Consider the following 17,429-nt stretch of genomic DNA (forward strand, 5'->3'; position numbering starts at 1 on the left):
CGGCCCCCGAGCCGGGACCTCACGCCAACCGCCCCCCCACACAAAACCTGATGCATCCCCCCGCGCACCCTCCTAAACTCCGCCCATGTTCGACATCCTCGCCTCCTTCCTGATCGCCGCCTTCGCCCTCACCGGCAGCCCCGGCCCCAACACGCTCAGCGTCGCCGCCGTCGGCGCCTCCTTCGGGCGGCTGAAAGGCTTCGAATACATGCTCGGCCTCAGCGCCGGCGTCGGCCTCGTCATCGTCATCGTCGGCACCGGCATCTCCGGCGCCATCCTCGCCATCCCCGGCCTCGCACCCGTCATCACCGCCGCGGCGGCCCTCTACTTCCTCTACCTCGCCTGGCGCATCGCCACCGCCCCGCCGCTCTCGGCGCTCCCCGACGAGAACCGCCCCCGCGCGCCGCGCTGGTACGCGGGCGTGCTGCTGTCGCTGTCGAACCCCAAGGCCTATGCCGCCATGGGCGCGCTCTTCTCGGGCTACACCCTCCTGCCCGGCGCCCCGGTCGAGGACGGGCTGACCAAGGCCGCGATCGTCATGGGCGTGATCCTGATCGTCAACTTCACCTGGCTGTCGATCGGCGCCACCCTCGCCCGCACCCTCCAGCACCCGAAAGCCTCCCGCGCCGTGAACATCGCCTTCGCCGTCCTGCTGCTCGCCTCCGTGGCGCTGGTCGCCTTCGGTTAGGGCCCGCCCGCCCGCCTCCGCGCCAATTCCCGCGCACGCTCGCCGCCCTACCGCCCTGTTAGCGCCACCATAATTGCAACGCTCCGAACCCTCGCCTAAGAGGGGCTCGCACGGCGACCCAGCCGCAAATCACCATTTTCAGGGCGGAGCATTTCCATGTCGAAAAAAGATCAAGCAGCCAGGATGCGCGAGGGCAACGGCTTCATCGCGGCCCTCGACCAATCGGGCGGCTCCACCCCCAAGGCCCTGCGCCTCTACGGCATCGAGGAAGACCGCTATTCCAATGAGGACGAGATGTTCGACCTCATCCACCAGATGCGGACCCGGATCATCAAGTCGCCCGCCTTCACCGGCGACAGCATCCTCGGCGCCATCCTCTTCGAACAGACCATGGAGCGCGAGATCGACGGCAAGCCCACCGCCGCCTATCTCTGGGAAGAGCGCGGCGTCGTCCCCTTCCTGAAGGTCGACAAGGGGCTCGACGATGAAACCGACGGCGTGCGCCTGATGAAACCGATGCCGGGGCTCAAGGACCTGCTCGCCCGCGCCAACACCCACGGCGTCTTCGGCACCAAGATGCGCTCGGTGATCGACGCGGCCTCCCCCTCGGGCATCGCCGCCGTGGTCGACCAGCAATTCGCCGTCGGCGCCGAGATCCTTGATGCCGGCCTCGTCCCGATCATCGAGCCCGAGGTCACCATCTCCATCGCCGACAAGGCCGAGGCGGAATCGATCCTGCGCGACGAGATCGCCAAGCATCTCGACACCCTGCCCAGCAATCGCGAGGTGATGCTCAAGCTCACCCTCCCCGAGACCGCCAACCACTACAAACCGCTGATCGAGCATGACCGCGTGATGCGCGTCGTCGCCCTCTCCGGCGGCTACTCCCGCGACGAGGCCAACACCCGCCTCGCGCAGAACTCCGGCATGATCGCCAGCTTCTCCCGCGCGCTGACCGAGGGTCTCTCCGACCAGCAATCCGACGACGCCTTCGACGCCCAGCTCAAGGAGTCGGTCGGCAGCATCTACAAGGCCTCCGTCGCGGGCTGAGATTGGCCCGGATGCCAGCGCCTCACGGCGCTGGCACCGACAGAGTACCGACGCAATACCGACAAAATACCGACGTCGCGAAACAGCCGTTTCCCGTCCCGAAATTTTTTGATCAAATTATCTTGGCAGACCCCCGGCAATAGCTTTAGATTGGCCCCGTCACCTTGAACGGAGCCTCCCCCATGGAGCTAGCAGAGTACCAGACCATCCGCGTCGCCGCCTGCGACCTCAACGGTCAGATGCGCGGCAAGCGCGTGCCCGGAGGCTATGCACGGAAACTGGATGACGGGGCGGTGCGGATGCCGCTATCGGCCCTGAACCTCGACATTTTCGGCGCCGATATCGACGACTCGCCCCTGGTCTTCGAGACCGGCGACGCCGACGGCATGCTCCGCCCCACCGACCGCGGGCCGGTGCCGCTGCCCTGGCTCGACACGCCCCAGCCGCTCGTTCCGATGTCGATGTATCACGATGACGGCCGCGCCTTCGACGGCGACCCGCGCCATGCCCTCGTCACCGTCCTCGAACGCTACGCCCAACGCGGCTGGCAGGTCATGGCCGCCACCGAGCTCGAATTCACCCTCGTCGACGACAGCGGCAAATCCCTCCGCCCCGTCCGCAACCCCCAGACCGGCCGCCGCACCGGCGCGCCGGGCATCCTGTCGCTCACCCACATGGACGCGTTCGACGCCTTCCTCTCCGCCCTCTACGACGGCTGCGCCGCCATGGGCATCCCGGCCCAGACCACCACCAGCGAAAGCGGGCTGGGCCAGTTCGAGGTCACCCTCAACCACCAGGACGCGCTGCGCGCCGCCGACGACACCTGGCTCTTCAAGGCGCTCATCCGCGGCCTCGCCCGGCGCCACGGCATGGCCGCCACCTTCATGGCCAAACCCTTCGACGACGACGCCGGCAACGGCATGCACATGCATTTCTCCGTGCTCGACGCCGACGGCAACAACGTCTTCGACAATGGTGGCCCCGAGGGCTCGGCCACCCTGCTCTCCGCCGTCGCCGGCTGCCTCCAGGCGATGCCGGCCACCACGCTGATCTTCGCGCCGCACGCCAACAGCTACACCCGCCTCGTGCCCGGCGCCCATGCCCCCACCTCCGTCTGCTGGGCCTACGAGAACCGCACCGCCGCGCTCCGCATCCCCGGCGGCGCACCCGCGGCGCGGCGCATCGAACACCGCGTCGCCGGCGGCGACATCAACCCGTACCTCATGTTCGCCGCCATACTCGGCGCCGCCATCACCGGCATCGACGACGCCCTCACGCCCCCCGACCCGATCACCGGCAACGCCTACGACCAGGACCTGCCCCAGCTCGCCCCCGACTGGGACAGCGCCATCGACCTGTTCGAGACCGACCCCTTCATTGCCCGCGCCTTCCCCGACGGGCTGATCCGCAATCTCTGCATGACCAAGCGGCAGGAGGTGCGGCTGATGGCGGATATCCCTGAATCGCAACACTGGAAAACCTATCTCGGAACGGTGTAGTCGGGGCTTGCCCAAGGATGGCCTGCTGCGCTATCCTTAATTTGATCAAATTACAGGTGAGAGATGAAAATCGGCATCCTGATGACCGGCCACGCCGTTCCCGAACTCGAGGAACGGGCCGGCGACTATGATGCAATGTTCGCGCGTCTGCTGGCAGGGCGCGGCTTTGACTTCGCGACCTATAACGTGGTCGATGAAGAATTTCCTGACGCACCGGACGCCTGCGACGGCTGGCTCATCACCGGCTCCAAGCACGGCGCCTACGAGGATCACCCCTGGATCCCACCGCTCGAGGATTTCATCCGCGCCGTCCACGCCTCCGGCCGGCCGATGATCGGCGTCTGCTTCGGCCACCAGATCATCGCCCAGGCGCTTGGCGGCAAGGTCGTCAAGTATCCCGGCGGCTGGTCCGTGGGCCGCACCGAATACGACCTCGACGGTGAGACCTTCGCGCTCAACGCCTGGCACCAGGACCAGGTGGTCGAAGTCCCGCAAGGCGCCGAAGTCATTGGCAAATCCGACTTCTGCGCCAATGCCGCCATGGTCTATGGCGACCGCATCCTGACCATCCAGCCGCACCCCGAGTTCAGCCCCGACATCGTCGAGGACCTGATCCGCCTGCGCGGCAAGGGCGTCGTCCCCGACGACCTGCTCGAGGGCGCCACCCAACGCCTCGACGCGCCCACCGATGCCGCCCGCTTCGCCGACCGCATGGCGGCGTTCTTCAAGAAGGGAGCCTGAGACATGGCCGACTGGACCGCGAAACTGCCCGAGGCCGCGCAGGCCTATCTCGAAGGCCGCCGCCTCGACGAGGTGGAATGCATCATCTCCGACCTGCCCGGCATCGCCCGCGGCAAGGCCGTGCCGGCCTCGAAATTCGCCCGGCAGAAGCATTTCCACCTGCCCGATTCGATCTTCTTCCAGACCATCACCGGCGACTGGGGCGAAGCCGCGGGCGACGAGGGCTTCATCGAGCGTGACATGATCCTGAAACCGGACATGTCCACCGCCACCGCCGCCCCCTGGACGGGCGACTGGACGCTTCAGGTGATCCACGACGCCTATGACCGCGACAATGACCCGATCCCCTTCTCGCCGCGCAACGTGCTCAAACGCGTGGTCGACCTCTACCGCAAGCTGGGCCTGAAACCCGTCGTCGCCCCCGAGATGGAATTCTTCCTCGTCGCCCGCAACCTCGACCCGGCCAAGGCGATCGAGCCGATGATGGGCCGCTCCGGCCGCCCCGCCGCCGCGCGCCAGGCCTATTCCATGACCGCCGTCGACGAGTTCGGCCCGGTGATCGACGACATCTACGACTTCGCCGAGGCGCAGGGCTTCGAGATCGACGGAATCACCCAGGAAGGCGGCGCCGGCCAGCTCGAGATCAACCTCCGCCACGGCGACCCGGTCAAGCTCGCCGACGAGGTGTTCTACTTCAAGCGCCTGATCCGCGAGGCCGCCATCCGCCACGACTGCTTCGCCACCTTCATGGCCAAGCCGATCGAGGACGAACCCGGCAGCGCCATGCATATCCACCACTCCATCATGGATATCGACACCGGCAAGAACGTCTTCGTCGGCCCCCAAGGCGGCGAAACCGACGCCTTCTACCACTTCATCGGCGGTCTGCAGAAACACCTGCCCTCGGCCATCGCGATCCTTGCACCTTACGTCAATTCCTACCGCCGCTACGTCAAGGATCATGCCGCCCCCATCAACCTCGCCTGGGCCCGCGACAACCGCACCACCGGCATCCGCGTACCCCTGTCGCCCCCCGAGGCGCGGCGCATCGAGAACCGCCTCGCGGGGATGGACTGCAACCCCTATCTCGGCATCGCGGCCTCCCTCGCCTGCGGCCTGCTCGGCCTCAACGAGGAACTGCGCCCCGATCCGCAATTCCGCGGCGATGCCTATGCCGGCGATTCCGACATCCCCAACGTGCTCGGCAACGCCCTCGATGTCTTCGACGAGGCCGAGACGCTGCACGACATCCTCGGGCCGGAATTCGCCCGCGTCTACTCGATCGTGAAACGCGCCGAGTACGAGGAGTTCCTGCAGGTCATCAGCCCGTGGGAGCGCGAGCATCTCCTCCTCAACGTCTGATCCCGTGGCCGGCGCCGCGCAGTGAGTATTTGGGGAACAATGAAAGCATGAACCTGCTCTACGCCAACGACCGTCCGGGCGAATACCCGCCAAGCTGGTACGCCGCCACCGCCGCCCCGCTCGCGCCCTTCGCGCCCCTCGACGGCGACACGCGCGCCGATGTCTGCGTCGTGGGCGCGGGCTATACCGGCCTGTCGGCGGCGCTGCACCTTGCCGAGCAGGGGCTCGACGTGGTCCTGCTCGAGGCAAACCGCGTGGGCTTCGGCGCCTCGGGCCGCAACGGCGGGCAGCTCGGCAGCGGCCAGCGGATGGATCAGCATTTCGTCGAGAAACAGGTGGGCCGCGACGATGCTACGAAGCTCTGGGCGCTGGCGGAAGATGCCAAGGCGCTGGTCAAATCGCTGATTGCAAAGCACGATATCGACTGCCACCTGAAACCCGGCATCGCCCACCTGGCCTTCTCCGACGGCGAGGTCGAGGAAGAGCACGCCTATGCCGACATGCTGGCCGAGCGCTACGACTACCCCCATCTCGAGAAGCTCGACCGCAACGCGGCGCAGGCCCTCTGCCCCTCGCCGAAATACGTCGGCGGCACGCTCGACATGACCGCCGCGCACCTGCACCCGCTGGCCTACGCCCTTGGCCTCGCCCGCGCCGCGCACACGGCCGGCGTCCGCATCCACGAGCGCACCGAAGTGCAGCAGATCGACGAGGGCAGCCCCGCGAAACTCACCACCGCCAAGGGCACCGTCACCGCCGACCACGTGATCCTCGCCTGCAACGGCTATCTCGGCGGGCTGAACGGCAAGGTCGCCGCCCGCGTCATGCCGATCAATAACTTCATCGCCGCCACCGAACCGCTGGGCGACGACGCCGCCCGCGTGCTGACGCGCGACGTGGCCGTCGCCGACACCAAGTTCGTCGTCAACTACTTCCGCCTCAGCCACGACAAGCGCCTGCTCTTCGGCGGCGGCGAAAGCTACGGCTACCGCTTCCCCGCCGACATCGCCGCCAAGGTGCGCAAGCCGATGACCGAGATATTCCCCCACCTCGCGGATATCCGCATCGACCACGCCTGGGGCGGCACGCTGGCCATCACCATGAAACGCCTGCCCTACCTCGCCCGCGTCGCGCCCAACATCCTCTCGGCCTCGGGCTATTCCGGCCACGGCGTCGGCAACGCCACGCAGGCGGGCAAGCTGATGGCCGACGCCATCGCCGGCGATGCGGCAGGCTTCGACACCATGGCCCGCATCCCCACCACCCCCTTCCCCGGCGGCACGGCGCTCCGCACGCCCCTGCTGGTGCTGGCGATGACCTGGTTCTCCCTCCGCGACCGGCTCGGAATCTGACGCCAACCCCCTGAAACAATGGCAATTTCGGCACAGCCCCGCCCTGCGCGGGCTGTTGCAAAAATTTTGCTTTGGCGCACGCTCGTCTTGGTGTAGGAGTTTTCGGGAAACCCGAAGACCAGTTTCAGGAAACCCGAAGACATGACCCTGCCCCCCAACGTCTACGACGCCGAGCCCATCCCCGAAGCCGCCCGCGCCGAGATCGAGCAGATGCTCAAGTCGGGCGACCTCTTCCGCTACACCGCCCCGGAAAACGCCCCCGTCACCCTGCTGGAACGGGACTTCGCGGCGCATATGGGCAGCAGATACGCGCTGGCCGTCAGCAGCTGTTCGGCGGCCCTCTTCCTCTCGCTCAAGGCGCTCGCCCTGCCGCGCGACGCCCGCGTCCTGATCCCGGCCTTCACCTTCGCCGCCGTCCCCTCCTCGGTGATCCACGCCGATTGCATCCCCGTCCTCTGCGAGGTGGGCGACAATTACCGCATCGACATGGCCGATTTCGAAGCCCGGCTCGACGACAACATCGACGCCGTCATCATCAGCCACATGCGCGGCCACACCTCCGACATGGACGCGATCATGCGGCTCTGCGACGCCCGCAACATCCCCGTGGTCGAGGATGCCGCCCACTCGCTGGGCACCACGTGGCACGGCCGCAACATCGGCACGCTGGGCCGCGTCGGCTGTTTCAGCTTCCAGTCCTACAAGCTGGTGAACGCCGGCGAGGGCGGGATCCTCATCACCGACGATGCCGATCTCGTGGCGCGCGCCGTCATCATGTCGGGCGCCTACGAACACAACTGGGCCAAGCACATGACCGGCGCCGACGCCGCGCTCGACGCCGCCTTCGCCCGCTGGCAGAACCAGCTCCCCCTGTATAACCTGCGGATGAACAACCTCTCCGCCGCCATCATCCGCCCGCAACTGGGCGAGATTGCCCGCCGCGTCCGCGACGGCCGCGCGAACCACGACTACGTCGCCGCCCGCCTCAACACCTCCCCCTGGCTGCAGGTGCCGGACAAGCTCGCCCCCGAAGACCGCGCGCCCGACTCGATCCAGTTCAACACCGTGAACCTGACCCAGGACGAAACCCGCGCCTTCGCCGCCGCCGCCGCCGACCGCGGCGTCAAGGTGCAGGTCTTCGGCCTGTCGACCGACAACGCCCGCGCCTTCTGGAACTGGCAGTTCCTGCCGGGCGACCGCCCCGACCTGCCGAAAACCCGCGCCATGCTGATGAAGGCCTGCGACGCGCGCCTCCCCGCCCGGCTGACCAAGGCAGAGCTCGACATGATCGTCGACGCCCTCCTCCTCGCCGCGCAGGACGTTATGGGAGAGGACCGCGCCTACGGCACTTGACCCAAGGCGCGCCCCGCCCTCTCATGCCGGCATGAGCACCGATTACACCGACGGCGCGGCCTGGATCCGCGGCACCATCCTCCCCATCGCCGAGGCCACGATCGGCGTCACCGACTGGGCCCTCACCCATTCCGACGTCACCTATGACGTGGTGCCCGTCTGGGACGGCGCCTTCTTCCGCCTCCCCGACTACCTCGACCGGTTCGAACAATCGATGCAGGCCTGCCGCATGGATGTCGGCCTCTCCCGCCCCGAGATCGAAGCGGCGCTCCACGCCATGGTCGCCCGCTCCGGCCTGCGCGCCGCCTATTGCGCCATGGTCGCCGCCCGCGGTTCGCCCCTCATCCCCGGCAGCCGCGACCCCCGCGACTGCGCCAACCATTTCTACGCCTGGTGCGTGCCTTACGTGCATGTCCTGACGCCGGAAGTGGCCGAGGCGGGCGCCCGCCTCCTCCTCCCCGACGACATCCGCCGCATCCCCGAGGACAGCGTCGACCCCCGCGCCAAGAACTACCACTGGGGCGATTTCACCCAAGGGCTCTTCGCCGCCAAGGACCGGGGGCTCGACAACGTGGTCCTCGCCGATCACGCGGGCAACGTCACCGAAGGGCCGGGCTTCAACATCTTCGCCCTGAAAGGCGAGACCGTCACCACCCCCGACCGCGGCGTCCTGCAAGGCATCACCCGCCGCACCGTGCTCGACCTCGCCCGCGAGGCCGGCCTGAAAACCGAGGAACGCCCCCTCCCCGTCACCGAACTGATGCAGGCGGACGAGGTCTTCCTCTCCACCTCCGGCGGCGGCGTCGTTCCCGTGGCGCAGATCAACGACCGCAGCTTCGGCAACGGCCGCCCCGGCCCCACCGGCACAAGCCTGCGCGCACGCTATTTCGACCGGCTGAAAGACCCCGCCTACCGGACCGAGATCACCTACGATCCCGCCTAGATCACCGTCAGCGCATCCTGCAAAAACGGGTACCGCGCCAGCGCCGGCTCCACCACGCTCTTGCGCAGGATCGGCCGCAGCGTCTCGGCCACCCGGCCGGGCATGTCCTGCAATATCCCCTTCCGCGCCGTCAGGCTGATCGTCCGCGACAAGGGCTCCATCGGCAATTCCATCACGTCGAGCTGATCCGCAAACCGCCGCGCCCGCATCAGCGCCAGCGGCGTCAGGATCGTCCACCCCGCCCCCTGGCCAACCAGCGCACAGATCGCGTGATAGCTGTCCAGCTCGAACCGGTGCGGCAGGCTGATATTCTGCCGCGCCAGGTGCGCCGTCAGCAGCCGCCCCATGTAATGCCGCTGCGTGTACTGCACCAGCGGCAGCCGCTTAAGTTGCCGCAGCACGTCCTTGCCCGGGTCCACCACCCCCTTGGGCGCTGCGACGAGAAACCCCTCCCGCAACAGCGGATGCACCTCGACCCAGTCATCCTCGGCCCCCAGCTCGGCGGCCACGATCACGTCGAGCGCGCGGGAATCCAGCAGCTCGTACAGGTAATGGCTCGCCCCCGTCTCCAGCAGGAACTGGCACCCTTTCAGCTCCGCCGCCATGTGGGTCAGCAATTGCGGCGTCACGTCCGCCTCGAAATCCTCGATCATCCCCAGCCGGAACCGCGTCAGCAGCGACAGGTCCGACATCGCCAGCTCCGCCCGCGCCTGCGCCGCTTCGTTCAGGATCACCTGCGCCCGCCGCTTCAGGATCTCTCCCGCGGGCGTCAGCCTCACGGGCCGCGCGTTGCGCTGCAACAGGGTCGCCCCCACCGCGCTTTCAAGGTTGGTCAATTGCTGGCTCACTGCCGAGGGGCTGGCCCCCAGCCGCTTGGCAGCGGCGGAAATCGAGCGTTCGTCGGCCGTGGCCATGAACACCTCGATGCCCCACAGGGTGATCCGTCCGGGGCTGTCGACCATGATCGGGGCCCCGCGCTACTTGCCCATCTTCGACAGCTTGTCCTGCAGGTCGGCGAGCTGCTTCTTGATCTCGTCGAGGTCTTCCGAGCTCTCGCCCTCGTCGCCCCCCGCCACCGGTGCCGACGGCATGCCCGGCATCTTCATCTGCCCGGTCATCGCCTTGAGGAACGCGGCCTGCTGCGCGCGCATCGCCTCCATCCCCGGCATCCCCGCCAGCGGGTTGGCCTTGGTCATGTTCTCCATCATCTGCGACTGGCTTTCGCGCAGCATGTCGAAACTGGCCGCCAGGAACTCCGGCACCATCGAGGTGGCCTGCGTGGTATAGCTGCGGACAAGGTCGTTGAGCACGTTGATCGGCAGCACGTTCTCGCCCCGGCTCTCATGCTCGGCGATGATCTGCAACAGGTACTGCCGGGTCAGGTCGTCGCCCGATTTCAGGTCGATGATCTGAACGTCTCGGCCATCGCGGATGAACTCGGCGATATCCTCCAGCGTCACGTAATCCGACGTCTCGGTATTGTAGAGCCTGCGGCTCGCGTACCGTTTGATCAGCAATGGTTTTTCGGATTCGGCCACGGCGCGTTCTCCCAAGATGCAGCACTGCAGCGAAGCTTAGACCGCTGCAATGCAAAATGAAAGGGCCGGCCTTTGGCAGCGCTGAGGGACCAAGGACGGCGCCGCAAAGGGCTGCGCGGAATCCAGGGCGAAGCACGCCGCGCATCGGGGCAGAACAACCACCACCCCCCAAACAAAACAAAGGGCGAGCCTTGCGGCCCGCCCTTCCTGATCATACCCAACTGGGAGGATTAGGGTATGAAATCACTGTGCCTTACTTGGCCGCGGTGGCTTTCTTGGTGGCCGCCGACATGTCGTCGGTCGCCTTCTTGACGGCCTTGGTGGTTTCTTCCTGCATGTCCTTGCCGGCAGCCATCAGAAGTTCGACGGTGTCCATCTGAACTTTCTTGGCAACCTCGGCGAAGGCGGCCATGTTCTCGGCGGCCACTTCGGCATTGGCCGATGCGAAATCGGTCATCGCCTTGGCATAGTCGGCCGGCTCGGTCTTGGCTTTGGAAACTTCTGCCAGTTTCGACAGGGTTTCCTTGGTCCACTTGCTCGAGATCTCGGCCGATTTCTCGGCGGCGTCCAGCGCCACGCCCGACAGTTTCTCGTTCAGGGCGGCCTGATTCTTGAAGGCGTCTTCCATCGCCTTGGTGTCGACGGGGAAAGAACCCATAACGTCTTTCATCATCGTGTTGAAGTCTTGTGCTTTTGCCATTGGTCTTGGTCCTTGGTTTGCTGTGCTCCCGGAACCGTCCCGGGCTTTCTGCGTCTGCAACCTATATACGTGCTGCACTGCAGCATTTCAAGCATTTTTTCTGCAGTGCAGCAAAGCCGTCATGAACCGGCAAAAGCCCAGCCGCGTCAGAGACTTGCCTTCTTCCGCACATATGTCCCCGGCGCCGGCGCCAGCGGCGGATGCTCCGAATCGCCGGGTTCCCTAGCGGCAACCTTCTTCCCCGACCGCTTCCGCAGCCACTTCTCCCACAGCGGCCACCACGACCCCTCGTGATACGTGGCCCCCTCCAGCCAGTCCTCGGCCGTCTGGGTGTGATCGGTGTTGGTGTAATGGCCGTATTTCTTCTTCGACGGCGGGTTCACGATCCCGGCAATATGCCCCGATTCCGACAGGATGAAGGTCCGGTCCTTCGACCGGGTCTGCCGGAACCCGCGAAAGCAATCCTTCCACGCCGCGATATGATCGCTCTGGCAGGTGACGGCGGTGATCGGCACGTCGACATCGCTCACATGCACCTTCTCCCCCAGCAGGGGAAAGCCGGTGGTCACGAACTCGTTCCGCTGGCAGAGGCCCCGCAGGTACTCCATCGCCATCTTCCCCGGCAGGTTCGAGCCGTCCCCGTTCCAGTAGAGCAGGTCGAAGGCCGGCGGCGTCTCTCCCATCATGTAGCTCTTGACGGCGGGCGTATAGATAAGGTCGTTCGACCGCAAAAACGACATCGTCCGCGACATGATGAACGACCGCATCAACCCCTGCGCCGCCACTTCCTGCTCGATCCCGTCGATGAAATCGTCCTGCAGAAACGGCGTGAACTCCCCCTGCTCGCCGAAATCGGTGAGCGCGGTGAAGAACGTCGCCGACTTGATCGACTTGTCCCCCCGCTTCTTCAGCAGCGACAGCACCATGTGCAACGTCGTCCCGGCAATGCAGTAGCCCACGGCGTTCACCTGTTTCTGCCCGGTGATCGCCTTGATCTCGCGCAGCGCGGCAAGGAAGCCGTCCTCGACATACTCGTCCATACCCGTCTCGGCAAAGCTCGCATCCGGGTTGACCCAGGACACCACGAACAGCGTGTAGCCCTGCTCGGTGATCCACTTGATCAGGCTGTTCTGGGTCTTCAAATCGAGAATGTAGAACTTGTTGATCCACGGCGGAAAGATCACCAGCGGCGTGGCGTAAACCTCCTCGGTCGCCGGCGCATACTGGATCAGCTCCATCATCCGGTTGCGGTAGACCACCTCGCCCGGCGTCGTGGCGATGTTCTCGCCCAGCTCGAAAGCGCTCTCGTCGGCCAGCCGCACGACCATCTCGCCATGGTTCGCCTCGAGGTCGGCCACAAGGTTCTCCAGGCCCCTCACAAGGCTCTCGCCCTCCGTCGCCACCGCCTTTTCAAGCGCGTCCGGGTTGGTGCCCAGGAAATTCGTCGGGCTCATCATGTCGACGATCTGGCGCGAGAAATACTCCAGCCGCCGCTTTTCCTTCGGCTCCATGTCGTCAAGCTCGGACACCGCCTGCTCCACCGCCTGCTTGTTCAGCGCGTATTGCTGCTTGATGTAATGGAAATAGGGGTGCGTCTCCCACAGCGGGTTGGAAAACCGCTTGTCCCCCTTCAGCGGATCGTCGGCCGCCTCGCCCTCGTCATGGGCCACCTTGCCCTGCGCCATCGCCTGCTGCGCCTCGAGGAAATGACGCACCGACTTGCCCCAGTATTCCAGCTGCTGTTCGTAGATCCGCCCCGGATTCTCGAACATCTCCTGCCAATAGGAGGTGGCGGCCTTGGTGAACAATTCCTGCGACGGGGCGTTCAGGTTCGGATTGGGCGGCCGCCGCGAGGCCAGCGCCTGGACAAGCCGCTGCGACAGCTCCTCGACCCGCTCGAGGTTCTGGTTCAGCCGGTCGAGATTCTGTCCTGTCACGTCCTCTTGCGTTGCCATCTTGTAGAATCCCCCCTAGGTTTCTGCTATGCAGCATATCGTCGGCTGATCGGAGGGGCAGTGCGGCGAAACATACCGGCAAGTCCGGGTTAGGAGACGACGATGCGCCACATGATGACCTACGATCTGATGGAAGCCCTCCGCAACACGAACCAGTGGCTCGGCGCCACGGCCCTCTCGATGTCATCCTATCCAATTTTCAGCATGGTGCCAAACCCTGCGTTCCAGTGGATGGCGGCCTGGGGCGAAGTCACCGAACGCACGTTTCAGCGCATGGTGGCCAAGCCCGACTGGGGCATCGATTCGATCACCGGCGAGGACGGGCGCGACCACCTGATCAGCATCGAGACCGTGGTCGAACGGCCCTTCGGTGACCTGATTCACTTCAACGTGCAGGGCCGCGACGAGATGGACCGCCGCGTTCTGCTGGTGGCACCGATGTCGGGCCACTACGCCACGCTCCTGCGCTCGACCGTCCGCTCGCTCCTGCCGGATTGCGAGGTCTATATCACCGACTGGCACAACGCCCGCGACATTCCCGTGTCCGAAGGCAAGTTCGACGTCGAGGACTACACCCTCTACCTCGCCGACTTCATGCGCGAACTGGGCGCCGACCTGCACGTGATCGCGGTCTGCCAGCCGGCGCCGCTGACGCTCGCCGCCACCGCCTACCTGGCCGAGCAGGACCCCGATGCACAGCCGCGCTCGCTGACCCTGATCGGCGGCCCGATCGACCCCGATGCCGCGCCCACCGACGTCACCGATTTCGGCAGCCGCGTCACCATGGGCCAGCTCGAGGAAATGATGATCCAGCAGGTCGGCTTCAAGTACAAGGGCGTGGGCCGCATGGTCTACCCGGGCCTGCTTCAGCTCACCTCCTTCATGTCGATGAACGCCGACCGCCACAGCACCGCCTTCCTCAACCAGATCACCCGCGTCGCCCAGGGCGAGGCCAGCGACCGCGACCCGCACAACAAGTTCTACGACGAATACCTTGCCGTGATGGACATGACGGCGGAATTCTACCTCTCGACGGTCGAGCGCATCTTCAAGGACTGCGAGATCGCCAAGAACACCTTCACCGTCGAGGGGCGCAAGGTGGATATCGGCGCCATCACCCGCGTCGCGGTCAAGACCGTCGAAGGCGGCAAGGACGACATCTCCGCCCCCGGCCAATGCGTCGCGGCGCTCGACCTGCTGACCGGCCTGCCCGATGACAAGAAGGCCAGCCATCTCGAACCCGACGCCGGCCATTACGGCATCTTCGCCGGCCGGTCCTGGCGCAACAACATCCGCCCGCTGGTGCTCGATTTCATCGACGCCAATTCCGAGGATCCGGCGGCCCGCGCCCGCACCAAGCCCAGGAACCGCAAGAAGAACGTCACCAAGCTGACCGCCGTCTGACCGGCCTCCGTTGGGCTGCGCCTACATAGGCAGGCGCAGCCTGACGCAGGTGCCCGTCTCGGTCTCGGGATATTCCAGCTCGCCCTCGGCGCTCTCCGCGAAGTTCTGCAACAGGCCCTGGCCCAGGCTGCCATCGCGCGCCTCGGCGCGGCTCATGCCCACGCCATCGTCGGCCACCGTCACCACCAGCGCATTGCCCTCCTGCTCCAGCAGCACGCGGATCTCCCCGCGCTCGCGGCCCTTGAAGGCGTGCTTGACGGCATTGGTGAACATCTCGTTCACCACCAGCCCCACCGCGATCGCCTTGTCCCGCGGCAGGTTTACCGGCCGCAGATCGGTCACCACCTGGATGCCCTCCTGCGTCACCACCCCGTCGCGCAGCGAATTGCACAGCAGCGACAGGTAGGCCCGCATGTCGACCCGGCTGTCGCCACCCTCGTCGCGATACAGCGCCTCGTGCACCTTGGCGATGCTGTCGACCCGGCCCAGCAGCCGGTTCAGCGCCTGCCTTGCATCGTCGGACCCAGCACTCCGCGCCTCGATCCGCACCAGCCCCGCAACCATGGCGAACTTGTTCTTCACCCGGTGGTCGATTTCCTGCAGCAACAGCTTGCGCTCCTCGGCCAGCGTGTCCCGCGCCGAAACGGCATGCCGGACGACCCGCCGGTAATATTCCGCCAGAGCCACGATCGCGAAGCCCGACAGCACGTTGACCAGCACCCGCGGCGCGTCCGACGGGTTCTCGAAGGTGAACGAATTGTTGGCCGGAAGCACGAAATACCACGCGAACAGCGCGCTCAGCAGCATGGTGATCGCCCCCGCCGTCCACCGCGCGAACAGCGTCGCGAACAGCACGAACGGGAAGGTGAGCGCGAACGGGCCGGCCCCCGCCGGCACGACCATGTCGGTCATTTCCCGCAGAAGCACCGCCCCCAGCGTACAGGCCAGCGCCACCAGAATCTGCCCGCTGAAAGCGGACAGTTTCGACGACACGCCCGACGAGATCCGATCCGGCAGATCGAATTCGACGGGGATTTCCTGTACCACCGGTTTCAGCGGCGGAGGGTCATTGGACACGTGCTGGCTCCCGCGGCAGATCGGTTCGCATCATGCGTCGTTTTGTACAGGATTGGCAAAAGAAATCTGCACGTCATTTGTTACCCGCCCCCCTGCCCTCGGGTCAGATCAACGCCGCCCCTGCCCGCGCAGCCGCCGCCACACGGGCACCACGTCCAGCGCCGCGATGGCCACCCCCACGGGCAGCATCCAGAACCCCAGAATCGGCAGGAACCCCAGCAAACCGCCGATCATCAGCAGCACGCCGACCGCCAGTCGCCCTCCCGGCGGAAGCCGCCGGCTCGCCCAGAGCTGCACCCGCCGCCGCGCGCGCCTTGTCCGGCCGCGAATCGTCCCGTGCCGGTCAAACATCGGCGCGGGGCCGCGCCCCGGCGGCCTGCTGCATCCACTGAAACAGCGCCGCGTTCACCGCGTCCGGCTGCTCCAGCATCGGCAGATGCCCGGCCCCCTCCAGCACCTCCAGCCGCGCCCCCTCGATCAGCCCGGCCATCTGCTCGTGCCGCTTCACCGGCGTCAGGCTGTCATGCGCCCCGCACAGCACCAGCGTCGGCAGCTTCGCTTTGCGCAGCACCGCCTGGTAGTCGCGCCGCCGCTGCATCGCCCGCACCTGCCGGATGATCCCCTCGGCGCCCACCGTCCGGGCCATGTCCTGCAACTGCGCCGCCACCGCCGAACGCCCCGGCCCCGGCGCAAGGCTCTCGGGCCGCACCAGCGCGTTCACCGCCTCCTCCAGCCGCCCGGCCTTCAGCTTGATGATCACCGGCTCCATATCCGCCGCCATCTGCGGCGTCTCGGCCAGCGAATGCGTGTTCATCAGCGCGATCCGGCTGATCCGGTCCGGCGCCCGCCGCAGCAGCTCCATCGCCACCACCGCCCCCATCGAATGCCCCGCCAGCGCGAACCGCCGCGGCAGCACGTCCAGCAGGCGCGAGGCGATCTCCTCGATCCGGTCGCCCCCGGTCACCGGCGCCACCGTGATCGTCACGGCGGTGCTGAAGGCGGTGATCTGCGCCCCGAACACCCGCGCGTCACACATCATGCCCGGCAGCAATACCAAGGGGTCGCGCATCTGTTCCGGTGTCCTTTGCCCGTCCAAGCCTCGCCCTCAGACTTGCCCCCTGCCCGGTCCGAAATCAAGGACCGCCCGGATAGGCGATGCCCCGGTAGGCGGGAAAATCCCGATACCTGGCCCGCCGCGCCTCCTGCGCCTCCCCCGGCTCGGCCCCGGGCGCCAGCAACATGCCCTTCGGCGCGATATAGCTCGAGATCGTCCGCCGCGGCCGCTCGCGCCAACTGAGGTTCATGGCGCAGAGCTTGGGAAAGAACCACAGGTCCGAATAGGGCAGATGATCGTGAATCCACCACGCAAGGTCGCGCCAGTCGCGCCCCCGCTCGTACCGGTCCGCAAACCACGGGATCACCAGCGACGTGCCCGCCCCGGCGCCCCCCTCGCCCACCCGGTCCCAGATATGGTGGCCGTAATTGGCATCGTTCCGGGCACAGTTGAGCTTCCTCTCGTTGCCGAACGCGTTCAGCTCCGCACTGCGATAGCCCGAGCGGATGGCGATCCGCCCGAAGGTCTCCTGCAACGGGTCCAGCAGCTCCTCGCACAGCCGCCGGCCATGGGCGATGGCCATGTCCGGATCGTCGGGAATGTTCGGCACGCGGTGGAAATTGCCGATCTCCGAATAGAGGAAATCCCGCATGTAGAAATGCCGGCTCAGCCGCACCCGCCCCAGCGTCTCGAGGCTCCACATGCTCCCCGGG

17 protein-coding genes are annotated in these 17,429 nt (G+C 66.4%); 9 read left to right on the forward strand and 8 right to left on the reverse strand.

All coding sequences use genetic code 11. From position 1 onward, the window contains the following. Window positions 1-85 precede the first annotated feature (85 nt). From RLN94_RS10925 to RLN94_RS10960, 8 genes are all read left to right on the forward strand, one after another. Window positions 86-688, forward strand: a complete 603-nt coding sequence (locus RLN94_RS10925; RefSeq protein ID WP_350081021.1) for a LysE family translocator — start codon at window positions 86-88, stop codon at window positions 686-688. Between the two features lie 156 nt (window positions 689-844). Further along, window positions 845-1,738, forward strand: a complete 894-nt coding sequence (locus RLN94_RS10930; RefSeq protein WP_350081023.1) for a fructose bisphosphate aldolase — start codon at window positions 845-847, stop codon at window positions 1,736-1,738. A gap of 182 nt (window positions 1,739-1,920) precedes the next feature. Continuing rightward, window positions 1,921-3,237 (forward strand): glutamine synthetase family protein, encoded by a 1,317-nt coding sequence (locus tag RLN94_RS10935; protein ID WP_350081025.1) that lies wholly within the window; start codon window positions 1,921-1,923, stop codon window positions 3,235-3,237. A 63-nt stretch (window positions 3,238-3,300) separates the two neighbouring features. After that, window positions 3,301-3,978, forward strand: coding sequence for a type 1 glutamine amidotransferase (locus RLN94_RS10940; RefSeq protein ID WP_350081027.1), 678 nt, complete (start codon window positions 3,301-3,303; stop codon window positions 3,976-3,978). A gap of 3 nt (window positions 3,979-3,981) precedes the next feature. Continuing rightward, window positions 3,982-5,340, forward strand: coding sequence for a glutamine synthetase family protein (locus RLN94_RS10945; RefSeq protein WP_350081029.1), 1,359 nt, complete (start codon window positions 3,982-3,984; stop codon window positions 5,338-5,340). A 47-nt stretch (window positions 5,341-5,387) separates the two neighbouring features. Then, a complete protein-coding gene (locus RLN94_RS10950) occupies window positions 5,388-6,692 on the forward strand; it encodes an NAD(P)/FAD-dependent oxidoreductase (protein ID WP_350081031.1) in 1,305 nt (434 codons plus the stop codon). A gap of 141 nt (window positions 6,693-6,833) precedes the next feature. Continuing rightward, window positions 6,834-8,045 carry a DegT/DnrJ/EryC1/StrS family aminotransferase gene (locus RLN94_RS10955; protein ID WP_350081033.1) on the forward strand — a complete coding sequence of 404 codons (1,212 nt, stop codon included), beginning with the start codon at window positions 6,834-6,836 and terminating at the stop codon, window positions 8,043-8,045. A 31-nt stretch (window positions 8,046-8,076) separates the two neighbouring features. Next, window positions 8,077-8,988, forward strand: coding sequence for an aminotransferase class IV (locus tag RLN94_RS10960; protein ID WP_350081035.1), 912 nt, complete (start codon window positions 8,077-8,079; stop codon window positions 8,986-8,988). On the opposite strand, the gene RLN94_RS10965 is transcribed toward RLN94_RS10960, so the two are convergent. From RLN94_RS10965 to phaC, 4 genes are all read right to left on the reverse strand, one after another. Further along, on the reverse strand, window positions 8,985-9,950 hold the full coding sequence (locus RLN94_RS10965; RefSeq protein WP_350081038.1) for a LysR family transcriptional regulator: 966 nt from the start codon (window positions 9,948-9,950) through the stop codon (window positions 8,985-8,987). The genes RLN94_RS10960 and RLN94_RS10965 overlap by 4 nt on opposite strands. Window positions 9,951-9,965: 15 nt before the next feature. Then, on the reverse strand, window positions 9,966-10,526 hold the full coding sequence (gene phaR, locus RLN94_RS10970; protein WP_350081040.1) for a polyhydroxyalkanoate synthesis repressor PhaR: 561 nt from the start codon (window positions 10,524-10,526) through the stop codon (window positions 9,966-9,968). A 253-nt stretch (window positions 10,527-10,779) separates the two neighbouring features. After that, window positions 10,780-11,226, reverse strand: coding sequence for a phasin family protein (locus tag RLN94_RS10975; RefSeq protein WP_350081042.1), 447 nt, complete (start codon window positions 11,224-11,226; stop codon window positions 10,780-10,782). 146 nt (window positions 11,227-11,372) lie between these two features. Continuing rightward, on the reverse strand, window positions 11,373-13,181 hold the full coding sequence (phaC, locus tag RLN94_RS10980; protein WP_350081044.1) for a class I poly(R)-hydroxyalkanoic acid synthase: 1,809 nt from the start codon (window positions 13,179-13,181) through the stop codon (window positions 11,373-11,375). 102 nt (window positions 13,182-13,283) lie between these two features. Between phaC and phaZ the strand changes: the two genes are divergently transcribed. Next, on the forward strand, window positions 13,284-14,585 hold the full coding sequence (phaZ, locus tag RLN94_RS10985) for a polyhydroxyalkanoate depolymerase (protein WP_350128444.1): 1,302 nt from the start codon (window positions 13,284-13,286) through the stop codon (window positions 14,583-14,585). 21 nt (window positions 14,586-14,606) lie between these two features. Here phaZ and RLN94_RS10990 read toward each other — a convergent pair whose 3' ends face one another. The 4 genes from RLN94_RS10990 to RLN94_RS11005 form a co-directional block, all read right to left on the reverse strand. Beyond that, window positions 14,607-15,662, reverse strand: a complete 1,056-nt coding sequence (locus RLN94_RS10990) for a sensor histidine kinase (protein WP_350081048.1) — start codon at window positions 15,660-15,662, stop codon at window positions 14,607-14,609. Between the two features lie 108 nt (window positions 15,663-15,770). Then, window positions 15,771-16,013 (reverse strand): hypothetical protein, encoded by a 243-nt coding sequence (locus RLN94_RS10995; protein WP_350128440.1) that lies wholly within the window; start codon window positions 16,011-16,013, stop codon window positions 15,771-15,773. Further along, entirely contained in the window at window positions 16,006-16,731 is a 726-nt protein-coding gene (locus RLN94_RS11000) for an alpha/beta fold hydrolase (protein ID WP_350081052.1), read from the reverse strand. The genes RLN94_RS10995 and RLN94_RS11000 overlap by 8 nt, the downstream gene beginning before the upstream one ends. A gap of 64 nt (window positions 16,732-16,795) precedes the next feature. Continuing rightward, complete coding sequence (locus RLN94_RS11005) at window positions 16,796-17,419, reverse strand: hypothetical protein (protein ID WP_350081087.1); 624 nt, start codon at window positions 17,417-17,419, stop codon at window positions 16,796-16,798. Between the last annotated feature and the right edge of the window lie 10 nt (window positions 17,420-17,429).

It is taken from the genome of Roseovarius sp., assembly GCF_040223625.1.
In the GTDB taxonomy this organism is placed as follows: Bacteria; Pseudomonadota; Alphaproteobacteria; order Rhodobacterales; family Rhodobacteraceae; genus Roseovarius.

Bases quoted from the DNA above. Each gene is read 5' to 3' on its own strand.
- RLN94_RS10925 (WP_350081021.1), top strand. From the start codon at position 86: ATGTTCGACATCCTCGCCTCCTTCCTGATCGCCGCCTTCGCCCTCACC.
- RLN94_RS10930 (WP_350081023.1), top strand. From the start codon at position 845: ATGTCGAAAAAAGATCAAGCAGCCAGGATGCGCGAGGGCAACGGCTTC.
- RLN94_RS10935 (WP_350081025.1), top strand. From the start codon at position 1,921: ATGGAGCTAGCAGAGTACCAGACCATCCGCGTCGCCGCCTGCGACCTC.
- RLN94_RS10940 (WP_350081027.1), top strand. From the start codon at position 3,301: ATGAAAATCGGCATCCTGATGACCGGCCACGCCGTTCCCGAACTCGAG.
- RLN94_RS10945 (WP_350081029.1), top strand. From the start codon at position 3,982: ATGGCCGACTGGACCGCGAAACTGCCCGAGGCCGCGCAGGCCTATCTC.
- RLN94_RS10950 (WP_350081031.1), top strand. From the start codon at position 5,388: ATGAACCTGCTCTACGCCAACGACCGTCCGGGCGAATACCCGCCAAGC.
- RLN94_RS10955 (WP_350081033.1), top strand. From the start codon at position 6,834: ATGACCCTGCCCCCCAACGTCTACGACGCCGAGCCCATCCCCGAAGCC.
- RLN94_RS10960 (WP_350081035.1), top strand. From the start codon at position 8,077: ATGAGCACCGATTACACCGACGGCGCGGCCTGGATCCGCGGCACCATC.
- RLN94_RS10965 (WP_350081038.1), bottom strand. From the start codon at position 9,950: ATGGTCGACAGCCCCGGACGGATCACCCTGTGGGGCATCGAGGTGTTC.
- RLN94_RS10975 (WP_350081042.1), bottom strand. From the start codon at position 11,226: ATGGCAAAAGCACAAGACTTCAACACGATGATGAAAGACGTTATGGGT.
- phaC (WP_350081044.1), bottom strand. From the start codon at position 13,181: ATGGCAACGCAAGAGGACGTGACAGGACAGAATCTCGACCGGCTGAAC.
- phaZ (WP_350128444.1), top strand. From the start codon at position 13,284: ATGCGCCACATGATGACCTACGATCTGATGGAAGCCCTCCGCAACACG.
- RLN94_RS10995 (WP_350128440.1), bottom strand. From the start codon at position 16,013: ATGTTTGACCGGCACGGGACGATTCGCGGCCGGACAAGGCGCGCGCGG.
- RLN94_RS11000 (WP_350081052.1), bottom strand. From the start codon at position 16,731: ATGCGCGACCCCTTGGTATTGCTGCCGGGCATGATGTGTGACGCGCGG.
- RLN94_RS11005 (WP_350081087.1), bottom strand. From the start codon at position 17,419: ATGTGGAGCCTCGAGACGCTGGGGCGGGTGCGGCTGAGCCGGCATTTC.